Genomic DNA, 24,093 nt, shown 5'->3' with positions numbered 1-24,093 from the left:
ACAGCGCAGAAAATTAATTAAATGCACCACTTTGTCGCAAAAATTGTGGACAATCAGGCCAAACCCCCTTTATTACTAAAAATAAAATTGGCATAGAGATTGAATGTATTTAATTACCAACAAATTATTCCCCCATTACGAGGCAACGGCGCCTGTACTCTTCGGCAGAAGAGGAGACGCCCTTGCCATTTCAGACGGGCCCTCTTCCTGCCGAATAAAACGAATTGAGACGGCAGGATTGTAAATGAAGGCAAATGTTAAACCTCAAAAGCTGATTGTGATTGGCAACGGTATGGTCGGGCACCATTTCCTGGAACAGCTCGCCAACCATCAATTCGCCAACCAGTTTGATATCACCATATTCTGTGCAGAGCCCCGTCCCGCTTATGACAGGGTCCACCTTTCCGAATACTTTGCCGGACGCACAGCTGAAGACCTGTCCATGGGAAACTTGGAGCAGTATCAGCAGTGGGGTTTTAATATCCTGCTCAATGACAAAGTGGTGCAAATTGATCGGGACAATAAAACAATTACTGCGGCAAGTGGAGCCAGCCTCTCTTACGACCAATTAATACTTGCCACCGGCTCCTACCCTTTTGTTCCGCCAATACCCGGTCATCAACACCAGCGCTGCTTTGTATATCGAACCCTGGAAGATCTCGATTCCATCCGCTCGATTGCCGCCAGTGCAAAAAGTGGTGTAGTTGTCGGCGGTGGCCTACTGGGCCTGGAAGCTGCCAATGCCCTGAAAGCCCTGGGACTTGAAGCCCACGTTGTCGAGTTCGCCCCAGGCCTTATGGCCACTCAGTTGGATGAAGGTGGTTCAGCCCTATTAAGAACAAAAATTGAAGCACTCGGGGTTCAGGTACACACCAGTACTGCCACGGAATTGATTGAAGAAGTAGACGGCCGCCTACGTATGCAGTTCAAGGGAGATAAAGAACTGCTTACCGATTTGATTGTTTTCTCCGCAGGCATTCGCCCCCAGGATGAACTGGCAAAATCCAGCGGGCTGGAAGTTGGCGAACGCGGCGGGATCGTAATTGACAGCTGCTGCCGTACTTCAGACCCGAATATTTTCGCTATCGGCGAATGCGCACTTTACGATCAGAAAATTTTTGGCCTGGTCGCTCCCGGTTACAGCATGGCGCGTACTGCTGTCGCTCAACTGACCGGTGGAGAGGAAAGTTTTAACGGTGCTGACATGAGCACCAAGCTGAAACTCCTGGGTGTACAGGTCGGCTCTATTGGCGATGCCCATGGTCGCACCAACGGCGCTGCCGCTATTACTTTTGTAGACGAGCAGAGCGGTGTTTACAAACGTATGATCACCGATAGCGAGGGCAAAAAGCTGCTGGGTGCGGTGATGGTGGGGGATACGGATGACTACGATACCCTGCTGCAATATCACCTCAACGATATTGATCTGCCCGAACACCCGGAACAATTAATTTTACCGGCAACCGATGGCGCCACTCCCGGGCTGGGTGCTGCTGCACTCCCCGCTTCGGCTACCGTATGTTCCTGCCACAATGTAAGTAAAGGCCAGATTATCGACGCCGTTGCCGGTGGCTGCCACTCACTGGCTGATGTTAAGGATGTAACAAAAGCATCTACAGGTTGCGGTGGTTGTGCTGGGCTACTGAAAAGTATTGTCGATGAAGAGCTAGCGGCGCTCGGCATGGAAGTGAACAATCACTTATGCGTGCACTTCCCCTTCTCCCGCCAGGAGTTATTCCACATTATCCAGGTGGAAGAAATAAAAACCTTTAGTGAATTATTAAGTAAACACGGTTCAGGGCGCGGCTGTGAAATTTGTAAACCTGCGGCCGCATCCATATTTGCCTCCCTGTGGAATGAACATATTCTGGAGCAGACTCACGTCGGCTTACAGGACACCAACGATACTTTTATGGCGAATATGCAGAAAAACGGCAGCTATTCCGTAGTTCCGCGTATTCCCGGCGGCGAGATCACACCGGAAAAATTAATAGTGATCGGCGAAGTCGCCAAACGCTACAACCTCTATACCAAAATTACCGGTGGCCAGCGTATCGACTTGTTTGGCGCGCGCCTGGAGCAGCTACCGGAAATTTGGCGAGAGCTGATTGATGCAGGATTTGAAACCGGCCATGCCTACGGCAAATCCCTGCGCACGGTTAAGTCTTGTGTTGGTAGCACCTGGTGTCGCTTTGGAGTTCAGGACAGCGTTTCAATGGCCCTTCAAGTAGAAAACCGCTACAAGGGACTACGCTCTCCACACAAAATAAAAATGGCCGTTTCCGGCTGTACCCGTGAATGCGCTGAGGCTCAAAGCAAAGATGTCGGGGTTATCGCCACTGAAAAAGGTTGGAATCTATTTGTTTGTGGCAACGGTGGCATGCGCCCCCGCCATGCAGATTTGTTCGCCACCGACTTGGATGACGAAACCCTTATCCGCTATATCGACCGTTTCCTGATGTTCTATGTGCGCACCGCCGATAAATTACAGCGCACATCTGTGTGGCTGGAAAATCTTGACGGCGGCCTGGATTACCTGCGCGAAGTCATTATCGATGACAAGCTGGGGATTTGTGCTGAGCTGGAAGCCCAGATGGCCCGAGTAGTAGACACCTACCAGTGCGAATGGAAAACAGCCATTAACGATCCGGAAAAACTCAAGCGCTTCCGTCAATTCGTTAATAGCAACGAAACCGACGAAAAGATTGTTTTCGTTAAAGAGCGCGGACAACCGCGTCCGGCGACCACTGACGAGCTAGTGGAAACAGCCGAATCCGCCTAAAGCTTCACCCGGCGGCGCAAGCCGCCAGTTATACCGTTATTAATAAATTGCTTTTGAATCCTTTCCATCCATTGTGAGGAAATTATTATGAGCCTGGCTGCCCTGCAAGAAACTCCCCCAAATTCAGTTGCCATAACCCACCCCCAATGGTCTCCAATCTGTCAGCGATCAGATTTGGTCACCAACTCTGGGGTATGTGCGCTTTGGGGCGATACCTCCGTATACCCAACGAAGGCTTTGAATACAGTGACTAAAACTGTCTATCAAAGAAGCATCGCCCTGTTTTTTTTACCCGACCAGGAACAACAGCTTTATGCCGTTGACAACTGGGACCCAATCGCACAAGCTGGTGTGATTGCAAGAGGAATTATTGCGGAGTTGGAAGGGGAATTAACCATTGCTTCCCCAATGTATAAAAACCATTTCCGCCTTAGCGATGGAGTCTGCATGGAAGACAGCGATATCAAGCTTGCCACCTACCCGCTGGCATTTAGTGGGAACACGGTTTACATCGGCAACAATAAGCTACAGTAATGGCAGTACAGGAATTTCTGAGCGCGCACCGCTCCTGCACTACCTGCCCCTATTGTGGTGTCGGTTGTGGGGTTTCGGTTAACAGGGAAGAGCGCGTAAATACTACAGCGATTACTGTTAGTGGCGACTCCCAGCACCCTTCAAATTTCGGCAAATTGTGCGTAAAAGGTTCTGCGCTCGGCGAAACGCTGGGCGAACACGGCCGTCTCCTGCACCCTCGCCTGCACGGAAAAGATTGTGACTGGGATACTGCGCTTTCTTATATGGCCGATGCCTTTAAGCAGACAATTCGCGACCATGGCCCTGACTCGGTAGCTTTTTATCTGTCCGGTCAGCTTCTCACCGAAGACTACTATGTAGCCAACAAGTTAATGAAGGGATTTATTGGCTCTGCCAATATTGATACCAATTCCCGGCTTTGTATGGCCTCTGCAGTGGTGGGATATAAACGCGCATTTGGTGCCGATGCGGTTCCCTGCTCCTATGAGGATCTGGAACAGGCTGAACTTATCGTGCTTGTCGGTTCCAATGCAGCCTGGACACATCCGATCTTATTCCAGCGAATGCAGGCAGGTGCTGCAAAGCTTGTCGTTATCGACCCCCGTGGCAGCGCTACCAGTGAAATGGCAGATCTGCACCTGGCAATTAAACCCGGCACTGATGCGGCACTATTCAATGGACTACTGCGTTTTCTCAGCCGGCACTATTATCTAGATACCGGCTATATAAAAAATCATACACAGGGATTTGCCGATACCTTAGCTGCGGCTCAAGACTGGTCACCAGAATTAACTGCGGCTACCTGTGGCATATCTATCGAAAAACTATTGGAATTTTTTCAGGCATTTGCAGCAACAGAAAAAACCATTAGTTTTTATTCCATGGGAATCAATCAGTCCAGCAGCGGCACTGATAAAAACAACGCAATCATAAACTGCCATTTAGCCACCGGACGCGTGGGCAAAATTGGTGCAGGACCATTTTCTATTACCGGCCAACCCAACGCGATGGGTGGACGCGAGGTGGGCGGACTTGCCAATACCCTCGCCGCGCATATGGAGTTTAACGAGCAGGATATTGACCGGGTATCACGATTCTGGAATTCCGATCAAATTGCTACCAAGCCAGGAATGAAGGCTGTGGATATGTTCCGCGCGGTAGAAAGCGGAAAAATTAAAGCCATTTGGATTATGGCTACCAACCCCGCCGTCAGTATGCCCGAAGCCGATAGAGTCAAAGCCGCACTACAGAAATGCCCGTTGGTTATTGTCTCCGACTGCATTGCCAATACCGATACCGCTCGCTGTGCCGATTTGCTACTTCCCGCAACGGGCTGGGGAGAAAAAAACGGCACTGTCACCAATGCAGAACGACGTATCTCTCGGCAACGTGGATTTTTATCCCCAGCGGGAGAAGCTCGCCACGACTGGCAAGCCCTGTGCGGACTGGCCCAGCATCTTGGTTATGGAGATCAGTTTAATTATTCACACCCCGCCGATATTTTTCGTGAGCACGCCCAGCTTTCCGGCTTCGAAAACCACGGCTCCAGGGCTTTTGATATCTCCGCACTCGCCAATATCAATCGCAGTGAATACGATGCACTGGCCCCGGTACAGTGGCCGGTCAACCAGGAGCATCCAGCCGGGTGCAAACGCTTATTCACCAGTGGACAGTTTTTTACCCCGGACAAGCGTGCTCGCTTTATCCCCATAACGCCGCAGCCTCCGGAACAGCAGATCAGTGGCGAGTATCCTATATGGCTCAATACCGGCCGTATGCGCGACCAGTGGCATACCATGACCCGAACCGGGCGGGTAAGAAAATTACTCGATCACAGCGAACTGCCGGAAATACAAATAAACCCCAAGGATGCCGCTCGCTTCCAGGTTAAAGATGGGGAATTAGTTCGGTTAAACAGCGCCTCATCTAAAATGGTCGGCCGCGCCGCTCTCAACGGCGGGCAAAAAAGAGGGGAGATCTTTGCCCCCATTCACTGGAGTGAAACCTTCTCACAGGATTCCAAGCCCAGTGCCCTGGCGGACTCCAGTATTGATCCCTATTCCGGTCAACCTGAATTCAAACAGGTTCCCGTCAATGTCAGTCCCCTGGCAGCTGAATACTTTGCCACAATGATCTGTGCCGAAGAGACTGCCGATAGAGTATGGGATTGGTTACAGCAGTCCAACGACAGCAGTATCCTGCACTGGTATCGAGTCCCCTTGGAAAATGGCTTTCGCTATGAAATTGCCGCAAACCAACTTATCCACGGGCGGGAACTGGCATCCAAGATAATGGACGAGCAGCCCCAATTGTTCTGGCAGGAATTGGTTACCCCTAAAAGTCAGCGCTGGATAGCCTACGATAATAGCTTAAAACTTCTGATTTTCTCTGGTAGAGACTGGCACCAATTACCCAGCCGACAGCACCTGGAAAACTACCTGGCCACTCCCCTGCCTGAATCACCGGGGCAATTGCTTCATCCCATAAAGCCCGGTGTGAAGATGATTTGTACCTGCCTCCAGATATCCCGGCCACAGATAGAGGAAGCCATCGCCCAGGGCATTAACACCGTCGAAGCACTGGGAGAAACTCTTGGCTGCGGTACCAGCTGCGGTTCCTGCAAACCAGAAATCGCCAGTATTATTCGCACAGTTAATGCCTCTGAAGACACATCCATGGAGTCAACTCCGATAAAGCAAGATCCGGTAGAAATAAGCAGTAATGCCCAAATAAATATGGTTCAGGAATTTATTCCGCAGTAAGGTTTTAAATTCCCCCATGAATAAAAGAACCTCTGCCCGCAAGTGACCAACCTTGACGGCAGAGGCCTCTACCGAGCTATTGAGAACCTTCCGGGACAATCAATCAACCGCTTCTGCAGCTAGCTTTTGCGTTAAATCGCGAGGATGGCAGGCAGCAAGCTGGGTATCACTATCGGCCAAATAATCAATCAGTTTCTGTATAGGACCTTCGGAGACTCCGTTTGAAGGCCTAACTGCATAGGCGGGTAAATTCGGAAGCTGCCAGTCTGGCAATAACTCTTGTACATCATCCTGTGCGCTTATTAAAAATCGAGGTGGCGCCGATAGTCCCAGGCCACAGCTCGTCAGTCGATAAGCCGCTTCAACGCTGTCGACAGTCGCTACCGGAGTGTAGCTAACTTCATATTCGCCCTGCTGCCGATTTAGAAATTGCCGGTGATTGGGCCGCATGGCCAGCCCAATCCAGGGCCAGACAGCAAGGTCGCGAGGATGACCCGGAAAACCATAACGATCCAGCATATCGCCACTGGCAATTAACACCCGCTCCAATTCAAATATCTTACGCGCTTTCAAATTGCTGTCAGGCATATTACCCAGGCGAATTGCCAAGTCAAAACCACCGCCAATTACATCCTCGTGCTGGTCGCTGCATTGAAGTTGTAAATGAATAGCCAGATCCCGCCGGACAAAGTCCACTATTTTGCTCAGCAAGCGGCTGTGGATCAAAACGGCGGGGATTGCAATTTTAAGCCGACTGATACTGCGTTCCTCTCGCGCTTTGTATTCTCCGAGACCATCGGCGTACAAATCCAATATATTCTGTGCCGTTTTATAAATCTTTTCCCCATCTTCGGTCAGGGACAACTTGCGGGTATTGCGATACAAGAGCGCAACGCCAAGACTTTCCTCCAACCTCGCCACATAGGAACTAACGCTGGCGACAGAAATATCCAGTTCCGAAGAAGCGCCTCTAAAAGAGCCGCTTTCCACAACCTTGGCAAACACCAGTAAATAGCGAATATCCTTTAGCACAATAGCAACTCCCTATGAATTCTCTAAAGATACTTCTGGGTCAACAGGAAAGAATACACCGCTCTTGCGAAGATCTGTGAATATATTGCTGTTAGCGCCTAATCGGCATCCAGTCTCATGCAGCACACTCGTCCATACTTACTACTGGGGTGAAAGGAAAGAATGCACCGTACTCGAGACACGCAGTGAATACATCCCTGTAAGCTCCTAATCGGCATCCATGCCTCATAGGGTCCCGAGTTCAATGTATTCTTTCCTTCTCCCTTTTTAGTAAGTAAATTTTTATAAACAATATATTTCAGTTTTAAGTATCTAATCATTTTCCTACCAGGCCATTAAAGTCTCCAAACAATTGATAACTGCCAGGAGCAGCGAATGTCACTACTTCTTGCTATGTTTGGGTTTTCCCTGGCTATGTCCATTACACCGGGGCCGGTCAATATGGTTATCATTTCCTCCGGGGTGAATTATGGATTTATCCGCACCTTGCCCTTTGTATCAGGAGCCACAATAGGCTTTACACTGTTACTTGCAGCTATGGGCCTTGGGCTCTATCAGGTAATAGAAATTTATCCCCAGTTACTACGATATGTTGCGATACCAGGATCAATTTATGTGGCCTTTATCGGCTACCAAACAGCGGCTGCACCTGCTAATCATGCAGATATTGAGCGGTTACAGGAGCCACGCTTTTACCAGGGGTTTTTATTGCAATGGTTTAACCCAAAGGCCTGGATCGCCTGCCTTTCTGGAGTGGCTATTTTCTCCAGCAGCGATAACCACAGCAATTTACTCACATTTACCCTGATTTACTTTCTGGTTTGCTACATATCATTAAGTACTTGGGCTATTGCCGGAGATCGAGCTAGCTTACTATTAGGGAGTCAACACCGGCGCAAAGTATTTAACAGATCCATGGGGAGCCTTCTGATTATTTGCGCTACCTACCTTCTCTACAGCCAGACTTTTACAGATTAACTAGAAAATCTCTAACATTTAATTCACTCGACAACTACCTTAGGGTCCACCTAGTCTTAGTAAAAACTAAGCTTGGGCCGCCTATGATTAAGCTCCACCATATTGACCATATTGTATTGCGTGTCCAATCTCTAAAACCCATGCTCGACTTTTACCAAAATATTCTTGGATGCAGCATTGTGCGCCAACGGGACGATATTGGCCTCTACCAACTCCGCGCAGGCACTTGCATGATAGATTTAGTGCCAGTTGATAAACCTATAGGCCAGAGAGGGGGAGCAGCACCAGGAAAGGAAGGGCGGAACCTGGATCATTTTTGCTTCCGGGTTGAACCCTTTAATCCGGAGAGTATTCAAGCCTTTTTAGCGCAGGAACAGGTAAAGTTTTCGCCAGCAGAAGAACGCTTTGGCGCCGATGGAATTGGCCTGTCAATTTACATCTCAGATCCCGAGGACAATGTGATTGAGCTGAAAGGACCACCCACTGGCAACAACTGAAGTTTGTGCCACGCTTGCGGAGTAGCCGGGCCCTTACCGGTTTCCCAACGACTCTTTCTCGATCAGCCAGGCGATTCACTATGGAAGCGGAAGTAATTGACTACACCGTAAACGGTGACACTTTTTGCGGATATCTCGCATGGGATGAAAATATCAGTAACAAACGGCCGGGGGTTTTACTGGTACACGAATGGTGGGGTCACAATGCCTTTGTCCGCGAGCAGGCGGAGAAACTGGCCAACTGCGGCTACCTCGCTTTTGCGGTAGATATGTTTGGCGCAGGCAAACAGACCGATGATCCACAGGAGGCACAACAGTTCAGGGATGAAGCCCTGAAAGATCCGGTGGCCCTCGAGGCGCGCTTTCGCACAGCATTATCACTGCTCCAGCAACAGCCCCTAGCAGACCCGGACCAGATCGCAGCACAGGGCTATTGTTTTGGCGGCGGAGTCGTACTCGCCATGGCTCGAATTGGAGTAGACTTGCGCGGCGTTGTCAGTTACCACGGCGCCCTGGCTAGAAGTACGCCTGCACAGAACGAACCTATCAAACCCGAAATACAAGTCTACACCGGTGGCGCCGATGTGATGGTCCCACCGGACCAGGTCGGCCAGTTTGTAACTGAGATGCAAGAGTCCAACGCAAAGTTAACTCTGGTCAGTTACCCTGGAGTCCTACACGGATTTACCAACCCTTGTGCGACAGACCGTGGAGAAAAATTCGGCCTACCGCTGGCCTATAACCGTGAAGCTGCTGAGGATGCTTGGCGGGGAACGCTGGCATTTTACGAGAAAATTTTCTCTTGAGGTGAGCGTCGGAAAACCGCTAGCAACCTTTTAGCAGTGATAAAGGTACGCCTTGCGAGTTGGTAGCAGTACTCGTGTATTGCTACCACTTTCCTACTCGGTCAAATCCAAATAGCGAGCTCCCCCTCCCTGCTCCGCAGCTTCATCCCCAGGATTCCGTAAAGGGCATTTCTGCATAGACAAACAACCGCAGCCAATACATCCCTCAAGGTCATCGCGCAACTTGGTTAACTGCTGGATACGCTGATCCAACTCTTCACGCCAGTGAGAAGAGAGTGATGACCAATCCCCCGCATTGGGCGTGCGCTTATTGGGAAGCTCCCCGAAGGCCTCGCGTATTTCCGACAATGGAATCCCGGTACTCTGGGCCACCTTGATAATGGCCACTCGGCGCAACACATCCCGTGAGTAACGCCTTTGATTTCCGGAGGTCCGCCAGCTGGCAATCAGGCCTTTGCTTTCATAGAAATGGAGGGCGCTGACTGCCACGCCGCTGCGCTCGGCCACCTCGCCAACAGTCAGCTCCCGCTTGATTTGCTTTGACTTTACCGCTCCTTTTTCGGCCGATTCTTCAGCTGCCATAAAAATGCCCACCAACCATTGACCTAAACATTAGTTGAGGTTTTACACTGCTGCGCAACCTAATGCAAGCGAGGGAGAAAAGTGATGGAAAAGCACCAAGCAAACGGCGTTGCGCAACCAGCCGGTCAAGCCACCCCAAACCTGTTCTTACTACTAGTGGCAGCTGCAAGCCTGAACCCCAAATTTGCTAATGAAATACGCGAGTCTGGAGATACCGCGAAGAGAAACCCTGGGACCTAGAAGCAGCGACTAATAATCATGAAGCACACGACCAGCGGGATACCGTCTCAGAGCCGTATCACATTACTGTGCCTGGCAGCACTCACTATCATGTCGGGGGCCACTGTAGCCCCGTCACTACCTGCACTGCAGCAGTATTTCTCAGGGACACCCAATAGTGATTTGTGGAGCCGACTGGTAGTGACCCTGCCCGCTTTGAGCATCGCCCTCTGCGCTCCATTAGCAGGCTGGATTTCTGACGACTGGAATTTTTCTTGGGCAATTTATTTCGCCTTTCATCAGCCAGCCCTGGATTGATAACATGGGATATTCCAGTGCATTTTCATCCATGGCTTTAATTTTGATGTTCGCCGCATCCAGCGCTGCTTTGATATACATCATTAAAATTAAAAAAGAATTCTCATTGGCATATACTTCCGGGCTGGGATCGGGAAACTGATCCGACAGGAAAGGTATTCCTCCTTTCTGCCCGATAAATCCACCTGACAACACACAGCCAAAGCCGTACGGTAATTTTGGCAAGGAGAAAAAGTGGAATCGATTATTTCTATCAAAGGCTTGGGAAAAACCTATGCCGAGGGGTTTACCGCCCTGAAGAATATCGACCTGGAAATTCAGCGGGGAGAACTCTTTGCCTTGCTCGGCCCCAACGGCGCGGGCAAGACAACCATGATCAGCATTATCTGCGGCATCGTAAATCCGAGCTGCGGTGAGGTCACTGTCAATGGTTACAATATTCAGCGGGACTATCGCAATGCCCGCAATGAGATTGGTCTGGTGCCCCAGGAGATATCCACCGATGCCTTTGAAACCGTTTGGGCGGCAGTGAAATTCAGCCGCGGTCTATTCGGCAAGGCTCCCAATCCCGCCTATCTGGAGAAAATTCTACGGCAGCTATCCCTATGGGAGAAAAAAGATAACAAAATTATTACGCTTTCAGGAGGAATGAAACGCCGCCTGATGATCGCCAAAGCGCTATCCCACGAGCCCAATGTGCTCTTCCTCGACGAACCCACCGCCGGGGTCGATGTGGAGCTGCGCCAGGATATGTGGCAAATGGTGCGCGAACTGAAAGAGTCGGGAGTAACCGTTATCCTCACCACCCACTATATCGAAGAGGCCGAGGAAATGGCCGATCGTGTCGGTGTTATCAATCACGGCCAACTGGTTCTGGTTGAGGAGAAAAATGCACTGATGAAGAAAATGGGGGAGAAAGAACTCAGCCTGCAACTGCCCACACCACTGCAACAAATTCCAGAGAGTCTCGCTGACCTGCCACTCAGTCTCAGCAGCGATGGCAGCCAGCTGGTTTACCGCTTTGATATCAAAAGTGAAGACACTGGTCTTGCGGAATTTCTGCGCCGTTTAAATGCCGCCAATATTGAATTCCGCGATTTACACACCCGGGAAAGCTCCCTGGAGGAAATTTTCGTCAACTTGGTTCACGGTGCCCGCCTTGAACGGGAAGAGCAGCTCAGCAAGGAGGCACAGGCATGAATTGGTATGGAATTGGCGCCATCTATAAGTTTGAGATGGCCCGCACCTGGCGCACCCTGATGCAGAGCATCGCCTCACCGGTGCTCTCCACATCTCTCTATTTTATTGTGTTTGGTGCGGCGATTGGATCGCGTATGGGGAATATCGACGGAGTCAGTTATGGGGCCTTTATTATTCCAGGATTGGTAATGCTGGCACTGCTCAGCGAGAGTATTTCCAACGCCTCTTTCGGAATATTTTTTCCTAAATTTTCCGGCACCATTTATGAAGTACTGTCCGCTCCCATATCCTCATTCGAAATCGTCACCGGATATGTGGGTGCCGCAGCGACAAAGTCCATTTTATTAGGGCTGTTGATATTGCTGACCGCTCGCTTTTTTGTGGATTACGAAATTGTACACCCCTGGTGGATGCTGACATTCCTCGCGCTGACTGCCGTCACTTTTAGCCTGTTCGGATTTATTATCGGAGTTTGGGCCGATGACTTTCAGAAGCTGCAAGTTATTCCGCTGATGATTATTACGCCGCTCACTTTTCTCGGCGGTGCATTTTATTCGATCAGTATGCTGCCGGAAATGTGGCAAAAAATTACCTTGTTCAACCCGGTAGTTTATTTGATCAGCGGCTTCCGCTGGGCTTTTTACGGCGTAGCCGATGTTAACCTGGGGCTGAGTATCGGCATGACTTTGCTCTTTCTGGTGCTGTGTCTCACCACCGTCTGGTGGATTTTCCGCACCGGATACCGCATCAAAACCTGATTCCTCCCCCCACGCCGCTGTGCCAACCTTAGTAAAGGCGGTACAGCGGTGGACTTAGCATGGTGGAGGAATATCACGAAGGGGGCTGCGTTTGCGGGCAACTGCGCTTTCGCGCCCTCGGCTCCCCTCGCCGGGTCAGCCTGTGCTCTTGCCAGTGGTGCAGAAAGCGCAGCGGTAGCCCCATCGGCTTATCGGTCTACTTCAAAAAGAAACAAATAGCCTTTCTTCAGGGCCATTTGCAAACTCACACTCTTTACTCCGATGCCGGTCGCTGGATAAAGAGCCAGTTCTGCCCCGATTGCGGCAGCACGCTCACCTGGACACTGGAGTTCCTACCCGAATATCGGGGCTTTGGCGGCGGCGCCTTTGATGCACCGGAGTTTATTTATCCCGAGCGCTATGTTTACAGCCGCAACAAACCTGAGTGGCTCCAGGTAGCCACTGATATTGTCCTGTGCCCCGCGATGGCGGAACAGCCCAAGAATACAGGCAATAATCCCGGCGCTAGTGGTGGGCACACATAAAGGTTCTCACCGCCTTTTGTACGCGCTCACGGCGCTCTTCCTGTGTCGACATTTGTCGGCAACCGATCAAGACCTGCATATGGTGGCAACCCAGCAACAAGCCGATAAAATCTTCCGCCGCTACGGCGGGATTATCCACCTTCAACATCTGTAACTGATTGGCTCTGCGCAGTAGCTGCTCTATCTCCCCCAAAATCCGCTGGGGACCGGCGTCAAAAAATAGCTGGGCCATTTCCGACTCCTGGGATGCCAGGGCACACAAAAGGCGTAACAGACGCACGCTATCCTCGCTCTCCACCATCCCCATAAAAGCGTCGCCAATACGCTCCAGGACCTGCTCTACCGATTCCCCCTCTTCTAAAGCAAAGATGGGCAGGGGCATCATCATTTCGCAGCGAGAAGCAATAGCGGCGCTAAAGAGCGTCTCCTTATCGGAGAAGTGGCTGTAGACCGTAAGTTTGGATACTCCCGCGGCCGAGGCCACCGCATCCACGCTGGTAGCGGCAAAACCGTGGGATAAAAACAGGTCCCGGGCGGCATCCAGAATGGCTTGGCGTTTCACCGGATCCTTGGGGCGACCGCGCTGGGCGGCCGTCTGGGTCTGCTCAGACATAGCTCTCCATATACTAGACTCGTTAGTTCATTAAATATACTATACTCGCCAGTATAACATTGATGGCCGCCCGGCCATGCTTGACCCAGTCACGGATCTGCCTCGACGCGCCAGCGCCGGGGAAGGAAGCCAATATGTACCGAATGCTAATCCTCGCTGCGCTCTCACTCAGCCTTTTGCTGAGCGCTTGTGCCCCCTCTGAATCCCAGGAACAAGAAACCAAACCGCGCCCCGCTGTTATGGTCCGCCCCACCCTGGCCAGCGCCCAAACCGATGTGTATCCCGGTGAGGTAAGAGCCCGCTTCGAGCCGGCACTGGCCTTCCGTATCGGCGGGAAAATCCAGCGGCGCCTGGTAAATGTCGGCGACCGTGTGGAACAGGGCCAGCCCCTGGCGGAACTGGACACTGAAGACCTGCTACTACAACTGGATTCAGCCCGCGCCAGCCATACTTCCGCCGAGGCAGACCAGCGCCTGGCTAGCAGTGAACTCTCGCGCCACCGCAAGCTATTGGAAAAGCAGCTGGTGAGCCTCTCCCAATTCGATACCGTAGAAACCCAATTCGAAGCCAGCGAAGCGCGACTACAGCAGGCCAAGGCACAGCTGGATGTTGCCCGCAACCAGGCTGCCTACGCCGTACTCAAGGCGCCGGAAAGTGGCGTGATCGCCCGCCGCATGGCCGAGGCCGGCCAGGTCGTTGCCGCAGGACAAGGCATTTTTGAGCTGGCAGCCGATGGTGAACGGGAAGTGCGTATCGACCTGCCGGAACAATCCATCAGCCGCTTTAAAGTGGGGCAACCGCTAACTGTCGAACTCTGGTCCCAACCGGGCCAATCTTTCCCCGCACGCATCCGCGAACTATCGCCGGCAGCCGATCCCATATCCCGCACCTTTGAAGCCAGGGTCGCTTTCGAAAATAAAGTGAGCGGTGTAGAAATCGGCCAGAGTGCACGGGCATTTGTCCCCAGGGCGGAAAAAACTGATGTACTGCAAGTTCCGATGTCAGCAGTCAGTGCCGACGATGGCGCCGCATTTGTATGGGTATTAAATCCAGAGACAAAAACACTGCATAAAACCCCGGTTAGCCTGGGCCCCTACGGTGAGGAGTTTGTCTCGGTATTTTCCGGGTTGGAACGCAATAACTGGATTGTGGCCGCAGGTACCCATTTATTGCAGGAAGGTATGGTGGTGCGCCCTGTGGACCGTATGAACCGCCCCATCGAACAGGGGCCGTCTCTCGCCCATCAGGAATAAATTAAAGGCGCGGGAACAATAATGCCTGCCCGCGCAAATTAATTCCCAATAAAGCCTCGATAACAATTTCCAAAGTGCGGCCGCGAACAGCAGAGCCGCCCTTGAAACAGAGAAACTGCCATGGGTTTTAACCTCTCCGAGTGGGCCTTGAAAAACCGCCCGTTGGTGCTTTACGCAATGATCGTCCTGGGACTGCTGGGAACCTTTTCCTATACCCAATTGGGGCAAAGTGAAGATCCACCCTTTACCTTTAAGGTGATGGTGATCAACACCGTCTGGCCCGGCGCCAGTGCCGAGGATGTGTCCCGCCAGATTACCGAACGGGTAGAAAAGAAATTACTGGAGACCGGTGACTACCAGCGTATCTCCTCTTTTTCCCGTCCGGGACAATCCCAAGTATTGTTTGTTGCCCGGGACGATATGCACTCCCGTGACATTCCGGATCTCTGGTATGAAGTGCGCAAAAAGGTGGGGGATATTCGCCACACCCTGCCGCCGGATATCCAGGGCCCATTTTTTAACGACGAGTTTGGCACCACCTTCGGCAATATTTATGCCCTCACCGGCAGTGGCTTCGATTACGCACTGATGAAGGACTACGCTGAGCGGCTGCAACTGGCCCTTCAGCGAGTTAAGGATGTAGGCAAGGTCGAGTTACTGGGACTGCAGGACGAAAAAATTTGGGTGGAAATATCCAACACCAAATTGGCCTCCATGGGCATTCCACTGTCTGCGGTTCAAAACGCCCTGCAAGCGCAAAACCAGGTCACCGATGGCGGCTTTGTGGATACCGTCAGCGACCGGGTGCGCATTCGTGTGAGCGGACAGTTCACCTCCGTCAATGAAATACGCCAGTTTCCTATTACCGCAGATGGCCGCACCCAGCGCCTGGGAGATATCGCCCAGGTCCACCGCGGCTTTAGCGATCCGGCCCAGCCCCGCATGCGCTTTATGGGAGAGGATGCCATCGGCCTCGCCGTGTCCATGAAGGAAGGGGGAGATATTTTAAAGTTGGGTAAAGCCCTCGACGAAACCTTTGCCCGACTACAGGAAGATCTGCCCATAGGTATGGAACTGCGCAAGGTCTCCGACCAACCGGCAGCAGTAAAACGCGGCGTTGGCGAATTCCTGCAAGTGCTGGCTGAAGCCCTGGGTATCGTACTGCTGGTGAGTTTTTTCTCCCTCGGCAGCCGCCCCGGATTAATTGTGGCGCTGTCGATCCCACTGGTATTGGCGATGACCTTCGCGCTGATGTACTACTTCAATATCGGCCTGCACAAGATCTCGCTGGGGGCACTGGTACTCGCCCTGGGCTTGATGGTGGACGACGCCATTATCGCGGTGGAGATGATGGCGATAAAAATGGAGCAGGGGCTCAGCCGGCTAAAAGCCGCCGGCTTCGCCTGGACCAGTACCGCTTTTCCCATGCTCACCGGTACATTGATTACCGCCGCCGGTTTTTTACCGATTGCCACCGCCCAGTCCGGTACCGGTGAATACACCCGATCTATTTTCCAGGTGGTCACCCTGTCGCTAATCGTTTCCTGGATTGCCGCCGTGGTCTTCGTACCCTATCTGGGCCACTACCTGCTGCCAAACCTGGCGCGACACGGCCACGGCGGTGAAGTCAAAGACCCCTACCAGAAACCCTTTTACCAGCGCTTCCGCCGCTTTATTACCTGGTGCCTGCGCAATCGCAAAACAGTGATCGCGGCCACCCTGGCGATTTTTGTCGGCTCGCTCGCTCTGTTCAAACTGGTTCCGCAACAGTTCTTCCCCTCTTCCGGACGCCTCGAATTGATGGTGGACCTGAAGCTGGCCGAAGGTGCCTCGCTGAAATCCACCGAGCACCAGGCCAAAAGATTGGAAACCCTGCTGGCACAAAACGATCAGGTGGAAAATTACGTGGCCTATGTGGGCACCGGCTCCCCGCGCTTCTACCTGCCTTTGGACCAGCAACTGCCCGCTGCCAGTTTCGCCCAGTTTGTTGTGATGACCCGCAGCGTTGAAGAACGCGAGCAAGTGCGCAGCTGGCTAATCAATACGATGAATGAGGAATTCCCCACCCTGCGCAGCCGTGTGTCCCGCCTGGAGAACGGCCCACCCGTGGGCTACCCGGTGCAGTTCCGCTTGTCCGGCGAACATATTCGCGAAGTGCGGGGGCTGGCTCGGGAAGTGGCCGAGCGCCTGCGGGACAATCCACAGGTGACCAACGTGCACCTGGATTGGGAAGAACCGAGTAAATCTATCAACCTCAATATCGACCAGGACCGCGCTCGCGCCATGGGCGTCAACAGTGCAACCTTGTCCCAGGCTCTGCAAAGCTCCTTGACCGGTATCACTGTGAGCCAATACCGGGAAGATAACGAGCTGATCGACGTGCGTGTGCGCGGTAATGAAGACGATCGCTATGCCCTGCGCCAGTTGGGCAACCTCGCGGTACAAACCGACAGCGGTCGCAGTGTCCCCCTGAACCAGATTGCCACCCTGGAATACGGTTTTGAGGAAGGCATTATCTGGCACCGGGATCGGCTGCCCACCGTTACCGTGCGCGCTGATATTTATGGGGAAGAGTTACCGGCGACCGTCGTCAATGCCGTGTGGCCTCAGCTTCAATCCATTCGCGATAAATTACCGCCGGGCTACTTGCTGGAAGTAGGTGGTACCGTGGAAGAATCTGCGCGGGGACAAGAATCGGTCAATGCCGGTATGCCACTGTTCGTACTGGTGGTCTTTACCCTGCTGATGCTGCAATTGCGCAGTATGTCCCTGTCCACCATGGTATTCCTCACCGCTCCCCTGGGCCTGATTGGCGTTACCCTGTTCCTGCTGCTGTTTGGCAAGCCCTTTGGTTTTGTCGCCATGCTGGGCACCATCGCCCTGGCGGGAATGATTATGCGTAACTCGGTGATTTTGGTGGACCAGATACAGCAGGATATCAGCCAGGGCCTCAGCCCCTGGGATGCAATTGTCGAGTCGACGGTAAGACGCTTCAGGCCGATTGTTTTGACCGCACTGACTGCAGTATTGGCAATGATTCCACTGTCCCGCAGTGACTTCTTTGGCCCTATGGCGGTCGCCATTATGGGGGGGTTGATTGTCGCAACCGGACTCACCCTACTGTTCCTGCCAGCACTCTATGCCGCTTGGTTCCGAGTGCGGGAAGAACACAATGAAGAGGCGGTGGAAAACAGCCCTGAATTTGGCGGGCCCATGACCCCGAATGCCACTACAGATTAAACTCACCGGGTAATCCAACAAAAAAGGCGGCTCAGGTTTTCACTGCGCCGCCTTTTTTTATTTTCTAAGATTGTGTCAGGGAGTCGTAAACAATCCCGGTCCAAATATCCGGTGTCATAAAACCCTGGCCATACTGCGCATCAAATTCCGCTGTCGGTTTTGCAGAAATCACTTCCTGCCGGGTTTTCCCCTCATCGACCATCGCTTTCACTTTGTCCCTAAGCCCTGCCAGTATATTGCGCTGCTGTTGCAGTTCTGCCCGATTACTGAGGGGGCCGTGACCGGGAATAATTTTGGTATCTTCCCCCGCCATCGCCAGAGCGGTGTCCATAGCTGCGATCATGCCATCCACCGAGCCGCCGGAAGAGAGATCGATAAAGGGATAGTTGCCGTTAAAATAAATATCCCCCATATGAATCACATCGGCTTCGGCAAAATGCACGATGGAGTCACCATCCGTATGCGCCGACCCCACATGTTGGACCTTTACCCTATCGCCATTCCAGTAAAAGGTAGTGGCATCGGTAAAGGTTATCACCGGTAATGCTTCTGGAGGAGACGGCTCAACCTTCCGCTTAAACGCCTCAATAAACTGCTCGGTACTTACCCGTTTGCGCACATTCTCATGAGCCACAATCAGGGCGCCGCTTTTACCCAGGTTTTCATTACCGCCGGTATGATCGCCATGCCAGTGGGTATTAATGACAAAACGCAAAGGTTGCTTAGCTAACTCAGCTACTGCCTGTTGAATTTTTGCGGTCAAAGGCGCGTATTGGTCATCCACCATAAAGGTGCCGTCCTCTCCCACCAGTACCGCAATATTGCCCCCAGCCCCTTTGAGCATATAAACATTGCCAGACACGAGTTCACTACTAATTTCCACATTGGCAAACCGATCTTGTGCGGAAGCAAAAGATGCAACCAATACAGAAACTGCCAGGGCGACGGAACCTACTACGTTCTTCATAAAAACTCCCAGTTGTTATTATTTCTTTCCGAAAATTATCAGAAGTTGATCTGACAACATAAAATGCGCCTGTTGCTTTTAGTATGCCAAATATTTTGGTCAGCCCTCCAATCAAACTGAAAGGCTAGACGTTCTTGCCTACTCCTATAAAGTACTGTGGCTACCAATGGATTTAAAAACCAGATCTCTCATCTCTGGAATACAGATAATTAGCACCAAAAACGCAAGCAAGATACAAGCCACGCAAATAACCTCTAGAGCGAGAGTCACTTTTCTCTGTTTATTGTGGTTTGGATAGTACTTTTTAAAGAGTAACGAAACCCCTGACAACTTAAGAAGTCGTGGCGCGCCAACAGCATACTTACTCAAAACAGAGATACTAATGGCAGCAGTAAGACCTGAAATGAAGCCAATAATACAAATAGTCGTAAATAGAAACACTACGATCTCCATCAGTTGACTTATTCCTTATATCAATCGAGTCAGGCTGCCTGCTTCAATAAAGTTTCTCGCTGCTGCGCCAACATCTCCAACAGCAGATCCGGTCGGTCAGTCACAATGCCGTGTACGCCCAGATCAATATAGCGCCGGTAGTTTTCCGTGCCATTCACTGTCCATACCGCCAAGTGGACGTTCTTCTTATTAGCGGCGCGCACCATACTTTCAGTAACTACGGGAATACCTTTTTGCTCCATCGGTAGCTGCATCGCACTATAGCTTGGACGCAGCAGTTTCTCTGCTCGAAGTAACTGTGCAATATAAAATACCACCGCCTCTACGGTAGGCGTGCCCGTCGCTACTTGCGGACAGAGTCGACGAAACTCATTAATCACTCCTTGGTGAAATGAGGAAACGACGACCTGCTCGCCTTTTCCACACTTTGCCAGCACATCCTTCAACACTTTTGCAGCGCGATACTGGCGGCTCTTAATCTCCAGTATCATAGGCATATCCCCTACCATTGCCATCGCCTCTTCCAGAGTCAACACTCGCAGGGGCTTTTCTCTATAGGGGTAATGCTCTCCATCCCGAGTCCAGAGATAGGCAACATTTAACTGACGCAGCTGCTCTAAGGTTTTATCCTCTACAAACCCCGCACCATTAGAGAACATTTCCAGCTCCCTGTCGTGAATCAACACTAAATGGCCATCGGCAGTGAGCCACAAATCCACTTCAATAGCATCCACGCCCAGTTGCACCATTTTTTCAAGGTAAATCGCCGTGTTTCCTGGGTAGAGGCCATTGCCGCAGTCATTACCATGTGCGATCACCATCGGCCCCTCCCCCTGAGGAAACCACAGAGGACAAGGTTTGCCCGGTGCAGACCGGGCATAAAGAAATAGGACGACTAGGGCAATTAAAAAGAACGACAACCAAAACATGCTTCACCACACTTATTATTTTGTCAGTTTTCAAGCTGGATAGTGTTAGCTTCGATCACGCCTCTTCCACTAATTTGGCAACAGAATCAGTGTCAGCAAGCACGGCACTCTTTTTGGACTCTTCTTTCCCCGCCGGTTCTTTAGGCTCATTGCCAATTCCCTGTTTCTGACGCACATACAAAGCCTGTAACCAGAGGGGAACAAAAATAACGATGTCGTAAAAACGATTAACCAAAACACCTAAGTGCAGTGAAGCCATCGCCAAAAACCGCAGTATTAAGGTCATTCCTCGCAGGGATAAGCCCACCCCAATACCAATCACCGTTCGCGCTGAACGGATAAACTGCTCCAAAGGAATTGCCAGAAAAGCCAGAATCAAGGGAAGCACAAACCCAAGTCCCATCTGTGCCAGAGGAATTGGCCAAAGCTGCTCAGAACCTAATAACTGCTGTTGCAGAATCAACTCACGGGAGAAAGCCAGGTTTCCACCGACTACAGCCAAAACCAATAAGAGTGCCAAAGCTACTCCCAGCAATAACCTGCGCGTACTCTCACCGAGGGAACCTACCGCAGGAAACATTCGAGTAACCTGCAAGCATTCCATAATCAACAATCCGACAGTGATCTGCAAAAAGATAACCACTGCGGCTGAAATACTGGCGAGGCTATAACTGCCAAGTGAAGCTTCAGCGCCCAGTACTGCCGCCATAGGCTGTGCCAGTAACTGGAAATTCACCATAGCGCCAGCTAAAGCAACCACTAATACCAGAGAAGCTGTCAGAAAGCGGCTGAAAGAGGATGAAGACAGCAAGTGAAGGCTTTTATCCGTTTCCTGCAAAATCTCTTCGTAGCGCTCCATATGGCCATCCAGCGCTTTGGCCCGCCGAATAACCGATTCTACATTTTTGTTAATACGTCCCAATGTCGAAAGCATTGCACGCCAACTGGGCAGCATACGTTTTAGTAATTGGTGCCTCTCCCGGGTGGACTCACGATAGGACTCCAGAGCTTTGGACTCGGCCTTGCGCATAGACTGATTAATAGTATCGAGAACATCAGCTACCACTGGGTCTTCTTTACCGGGAATTTCCGAAACAGCTCGAATAGCCCTGGCCCAGTTCGACGGTTCCGGTGCTATTTCAGCACTGCGTACATAGTCCTCATCCAAGCTGCTGAGCTGTTCACAGAGCTTTCGATGCAAGGTTGGATACAGTGCCAAATCCCGCTTTACGGTTTGCTCAATACGTTCAAATTCTCTTTCAATCTGGCGCTCTGCCGTGTCCCGGCCTTCAGCAAAAAGTACTTCTCGATTGCGCTCTACCAGTCTTTGTTCTGCAGAATCAATATTACTCGCCACAAAGCGCAACGCCCGATGGCCCAGACGTGCTATCGCATATACGGCGCGATGCACAGGCTCACGGGCCAAGAACAATACAATCAAACCCAGGATGCCCCAAAGCCAAAGTGGTAAACTTTGCATTAGTTGACTCATCTCTCCCCCCTTCATTATCAGCCCAATTGGCCTCTATCCTAACAGCTGCGGACAGCACATCCGCCCAAAAGTTCACAATTTGTACAGTAGTATGACGACAGTTTCACCATTGTAATCGGCTCCAATCATAGGAAACACAGGGAAAACTGACATAGGCATTAGGCAGTTGCGACAACTCAACAAAAAAAGGCATAAGAGGTGACATAGGAAAGGCACCTGAAAACCTCTTTTTCTGCAGAAAATTAATTGCACTCCAGCGACAGAGCAAAGCGAATAAAGGTCTTTAACGAGTACAATTAAGCATCAATTAAATGCAATACTTGCCAAATAAAAAAACAGCACCAAACACAAGACACAAAATGCCAAAAAAATAAATTGAACGCTTATTTTCAGATATTCTAACTGAACAAAAGCAATTATTTAGCGATCTTAAACTACAGCAAAAAAACACTAAAAATATTTACAAATAAATAAGGCACATTTTTTCCTAAGACTTATCCCTCCTACGTCTACACTCCAAACTAAATTCTCATTGAGTGAGTGTTTTTCCCTAACATGGCAGATACGATTTTACGCTGACTCCCACGTCGTCATGGCAGATAACGTGGGGTAATTTTGGGAACCTAAACGACAGGAGTCGATGGAAGGTCAAACTCTTATTTCGAGAGAGATCTATCTGTATCAAGGAGAGGTACGAGGTATATGCCGGTTCTTTTTTTTAGCAACTCCGGCCTTCAAGGCGATCTATTATTTTCACTGTTTTCACAAGCTATTCCCATACCCTGGGAAAAATCTAGCATTGGAAAACAAAAAAACTGCCTGCAGCATTATCAGGCTATCGTGATAGATTGCTGGCAAATTGGTGTGAGCTCTGACTCAAAACAGTTTCTTTCAGATCTAAAGAAGATTAGTCATGCAAAAGCTTTACTGATTAATCTCCCAGCCAACCTACCCATTCATATATCGGAAAAGTTACGCCAGAAAGGTTTTCACCTACTTTGTGACAGCAATACCAGTCAGGAAAACCTTATTCACAAATTGGATACCGCGATTCACAGTGCCGAGGGGCGACAACATATCAGCCCACAAAACTCCCTCCCTCTTACCCGCAGGGAACAGGAAATACTCGGACAACTCACTACCGGTGAACCCAACAGTGTTATCGCAACAAAATTGCACCTTAGCGAACACACTGTGAAAAATCACATGTACAACATTTTCCGAAAAATTGGAGTTAAAAACCGGCTGCAGGCCAGTAATTGGGCCAAGCTCAATCTCCAGGAAGAGAGGATATGAGACTAACCCTGTTGATGTTGACACTGTGTGCATCCCTGGCCTTTGGCCAGGATGACACAGAGGTTCCTCCAGCAGATACCGATTCTGGAAAACTCGAAGATGAAATCAGCGGATTTAATATAGATCGAACAATAACTCGCACCGGGCATGATTTTGCTCGCTTCATGAGCGAATACAGAAACCTCAATTACCCAGATGCTACGTACAACTTAACAATTTATGAAAGGCCGTCGGCCCGATGGGGAAATCTAATTTGGGTTACCTATAACGACAAAATTGTTTTTAGGCGTTTTATCAGTCCAAGCACCAACAATATACATCGCTTGGCCGATGAGGCCGCTCAGTATATTCACCAGGAAGTACTGCAATCGCGTGTTCGCAGCTCACTCACAGACACCTTTGATTTGGGTAAGGATGAATTCTAATGAAAATCAAGTCATTACTAGGAACCGCCGTCTTTTCTCTGGCAGCGGTCTCCTACCACCATATCTCCGCCACCGAATTAATCTATGAACCGGTAAACCCTAACTTTGGTGGCAACCCACTCAACGGCACCTACTTACTGCAAAATGCACAGTCCCAAGATACCCACGAAGACCCTGACAAGGTTGACAGCCTCTATGAGCAGCCCAGTGCCCTGGATAGATTCAGCGATTCACTGGAAACCCGTCTACTAAACCAACTCCTTACCGATGTTGGTGACGGCAATAGTGGAGAGCTGATTACCGACGACTTTATCGTACAAATTGTTGATAACGATGGTGTCCTAACAGTACTTATCACCGATCGAAGTACCGGAGATAAAAGCGAAATCGTTGTAAGCGGATTAAACCCGACAAACTAATGAACCTTTAAATA

At 50.8% G+C, this 24,093-nt stretch carries 22 protein-coding genes; 15 read left to right on the top strand and 7 right to left on the bottom strand.

What is annotated here, in order from left to right:
- The first annotated feature begins 244 nt into the window (after nt 1–244).
- From nirB to ACJJIW_RS10275, 3 genes are all read left to right on the top strand, one after another.
- The gene (nirB, locus tag ACJJIW_RS10285; RefSeq protein ID WP_444937267.1) at nt 245–2,782 is read left to right on the top strand and encodes a nitrite reductase large subunit NirB; all 2,538 of its coding nucleotides are present in this window, start codon (nt 245–247) and stop codon (nt 2,780–2,782) included.
- An 87-nt stretch (nt 2,783–2,869) separates the two neighbouring features.
- Nucleotides 2,870–3,316, top strand: a complete 447-nt coding sequence (gene nirD / locus ACJJIW_RS10280) for a nitrite reductase small subunit NirD (protein ID WP_413663240.1) — start codon at nt 2,870–2,872, stop codon at nt 3,314–3,316.
- Entirely contained in the window at nt 3,316–6,078 is a 2,763-nt protein-coding gene (locus ACJJIW_RS10275) for a nitrate reductase (RefSeq protein WP_444937266.1), read from the top strand. Before nirD ends, ACJJIW_RS10275 begins: the two co-directional genes overlap by 1 nt.
- Nucleotides 6,079–6,177: 99 nt before the next feature.
- Here the strand turns inward: ACJJIW_RS10275 and ACJJIW_RS10270 are convergent, their stop codons facing one another.
- The gene (locus tag ACJJIW_RS10270; protein ID WP_444937265.1) at nt 6,178–7,110 is read right to left on the bottom strand and encodes a LysR family transcriptional regulator; all 933 of its coding nucleotides are present in this window, start codon (nt 7,108–7,110) and stop codon (nt 6,178–6,180) included.
- A 375-nt stretch (nt 7,111–7,485) separates the two neighbouring features.
- Here ACJJIW_RS10270 and ACJJIW_RS10265 point away from each other — a divergent pair, with 375 nt between their 5' ends.
- The 3 genes from ACJJIW_RS10265 to ACJJIW_RS10255 all read left to right on the top strand — a co-directional run bounded on the left by ACJJIW_RS10265 (nt 7,486) and on the right by ACJJIW_RS10255 (nt 9,391).
- Complete coding sequence (locus tag ACJJIW_RS10265; RefSeq protein WP_444937264.1) at nt 7,486–8,088, top strand: LysE family translocator; 603 nt, start codon at nt 7,486–7,488, stop codon at nt 8,086–8,088.
- 83 nt (nt 8,089–8,171) lie between these two features.
- A complete protein-coding gene (locus ACJJIW_RS10260) occupies nt 8,172–8,585 on the top strand; it encodes a VOC family protein (protein WP_282931346.1) in 414 nt (137 codons plus the stop codon).
- An 80-nt stretch (nt 8,586–8,665) separates the two neighbouring features.
- The gene (locus ACJJIW_RS10255; protein WP_282931345.1) at nt 8,666–9,391 is read left to right on the top strand and encodes a dienelactone hydrolase family protein; all 726 of its coding nucleotides are present in this window, start codon (nt 8,666–8,668) and stop codon (nt 9,389–9,391) included.
- A gap of 93 nt (nt 9,392–9,484) precedes the next feature.
- Here the strand turns inward: ACJJIW_RS10255 and soxR are convergent, their stop codons facing one another.
- Nucleotides 9,485–9,973, bottom strand: coding sequence for a redox-sensitive transcriptional activator SoxR (gene soxR / locus ACJJIW_RS10250; protein ID WP_282931344.1), 489 nt, complete (start codon nt 9,971–9,973; stop codon nt 9,485–9,487).
- A gap of 84 nt (nt 9,974–10,057) precedes the next feature.
- Here soxR and ACJJIW_RS10245 point away from each other — a divergent pair, with 84 nt between their 5' ends.
- Nucleotides 10,058–10,213: a hypothetical protein gene (locus ACJJIW_RS10245; RefSeq protein WP_282931343.1), complete on the top strand. Its 156-nt coding sequence runs from the start codon at nt 10,058–10,060 to the stop codon at nt 10,211–10,213.
- Between the two features lie 219 nt (nt 10,214–10,432).
- Here the strand turns inward: ACJJIW_RS10245 and ACJJIW_RS10240 are convergent, their stop codons facing one another.
- Nucleotides 10,433–10,705 (bottom strand): hypothetical protein, encoded by a 273-nt coding sequence (locus tag ACJJIW_RS10240; RefSeq protein WP_282931342.1) that lies wholly within the window; start codon nt 10,703–10,705, stop codon nt 10,433–10,435.
- A 39-nt stretch (nt 10,706–10,744) separates the two neighbouring features.
- On the opposite strand from ACJJIW_RS10240, the gene ACJJIW_RS10235 reads away from it, so the two are divergent.
- The 3 genes from ACJJIW_RS10235 to ACJJIW_RS10225 are packed head-to-tail and all read left to right on the top strand — an operon-like array spanning nt 10,745 to nt 12,992.
- Entirely contained in the window at nt 10,745–11,710 is a 966-nt protein-coding gene (locus ACJJIW_RS10235; RefSeq protein ID WP_413663247.1) for an ABC transporter ATP-binding protein, read from the top strand.
- Complete coding sequence (locus tag ACJJIW_RS10230) at nt 11,707–12,468, top strand: ABC transporter permease (RefSeq protein WP_444937263.1); 762 nt, start codon at nt 11,707–11,709, stop codon at nt 12,466–12,468. Before ACJJIW_RS10235 ends, ACJJIW_RS10230 begins: the two co-directional genes overlap by 4 nt.
- Before the next feature lie 59 nt (nt 12,469–12,527).
- A complete protein-coding gene (locus tag ACJJIW_RS10225) occupies nt 12,528–12,992 on the top strand; it encodes a GFA family protein (RefSeq protein WP_444937262.1) in 465 nt (154 codons plus the stop codon).
- On the opposite strand, the gene ACJJIW_RS10220 is transcribed toward ACJJIW_RS10225, so the two are convergent.
- Nucleotides 12,973–13,605 carry a TetR/AcrR family transcriptional regulator gene (locus tag ACJJIW_RS10220; RefSeq protein WP_413663250.1) on the bottom strand — a complete coding sequence of 211 codons (633 nt, stop codon included), beginning with the start codon at nt 13,603–13,605 and terminating at the stop codon, nt 12,973–12,975. The genes ACJJIW_RS10225 and ACJJIW_RS10220 overlap by 20 nt on opposite strands.
- 134 nt (nt 13,606–13,739) lie before the next feature.
- Here ACJJIW_RS10220 and ACJJIW_RS10215 point away from each other — a divergent pair, with 134 nt between their 5' ends.
- Nucleotides 13,740–14,858 (top strand): efflux RND transporter periplasmic adaptor subunit, encoded by a 1,119-nt coding sequence (locus tag ACJJIW_RS10215; protein WP_444937261.1) that lies wholly within the window; start codon nt 13,740–13,742, stop codon nt 14,856–14,858.
- Nucleotides 14,859–14,978: 120 nt separating this feature from the next.
- Nucleotides 14,979–18,098, top strand: a complete 3,120-nt coding sequence (locus tag ACJJIW_RS10210; RefSeq protein ID WP_444937260.1) for an efflux RND transporter permease subunit — start codon at nt 14,979–14,981, stop codon at nt 18,096–18,098.
- 64 nt (nt 18,099–18,162) lie between these two features.
- On the opposite strand, the gene ACJJIW_RS10205 is transcribed toward ACJJIW_RS10210, so the two are convergent.
- From ACJJIW_RS10205 to ACJJIW_RS10195, 3 genes are all read right to left on the bottom strand, one after another.
- Nucleotides 18,163–19,065, bottom strand: a complete 903-nt coding sequence (locus ACJJIW_RS10205; protein ID WP_444937259.1) for an MBL fold metallo-hydrolase — start codon at nt 19,063–19,065, stop codon at nt 18,163–18,165.
- A 482-nt stretch (nt 19,066–19,547) separates the two neighbouring features.
- Nucleotides 19,548–20,339 carry a glycerophosphodiester phosphodiesterase family protein gene (locus ACJJIW_RS10200; RefSeq protein ID WP_444891971.1) on the bottom strand — a complete coding sequence of 264 codons (792 nt, stop codon included), beginning with the start codon at nt 20,337–20,339 and terminating at the stop codon, nt 19,548–19,550.
- Between the two features lie 163 nt (nt 20,340–20,502).
- Complete coding sequence (locus ACJJIW_RS10195) at nt 20,503–21,939, bottom strand: hypothetical protein (RefSeq protein WP_444937258.1); 1,437 nt, start codon at nt 21,937–21,939, stop codon at nt 20,503–20,505.
- Nucleotides 21,940–22,803: 864 nt separating this feature from the next.
- Between ACJJIW_RS10195 and ACJJIW_RS10190 the strand changes: the two genes are divergently transcribed.
- The 3 genes from ACJJIW_RS10190 to ACJJIW_RS10180 are packed head-to-tail and all read left to right on the top strand — an operon-like array spanning nt 22,804 to nt 24,079.
- Nucleotides 22,804–23,235: a response regulator transcription factor gene (locus ACJJIW_RS10190; RefSeq protein ID WP_282931332.1), complete on the top strand. Its 432-nt coding sequence runs from the start codon at nt 22,804–22,806 to the stop codon at nt 23,233–23,235.
- Entirely contained in the window at nt 23,232–23,660 is a 429-nt protein-coding gene (locus ACJJIW_RS10185; RefSeq protein WP_282931331.1) for a CsgE family curli-type amyloid fiber assembly protein, read from the top strand. Before ACJJIW_RS10190 ends, ACJJIW_RS10185 begins: the two co-directional genes overlap by 4 nt.
- Entirely contained in the window at nt 23,660–24,079 is a 420-nt protein-coding gene (locus ACJJIW_RS10180) for a curli assembly protein CsgF (RefSeq protein ID WP_282931330.1), read from the top strand. Before ACJJIW_RS10185 ends, ACJJIW_RS10180 begins: the two co-directional genes overlap by 1 nt.
- The last annotated feature ends 14 nt before the right edge of the window (nt 24,080–24,093 follow it).

It is taken from the genome of Microbulbifer maximicatervae (SeqCode), from assembly GCF_052467815.1.
Note: the sequence above shows the minus strand (reverse complement) of the source record. Positions and strands in the feature narration are given on the sequence as shown.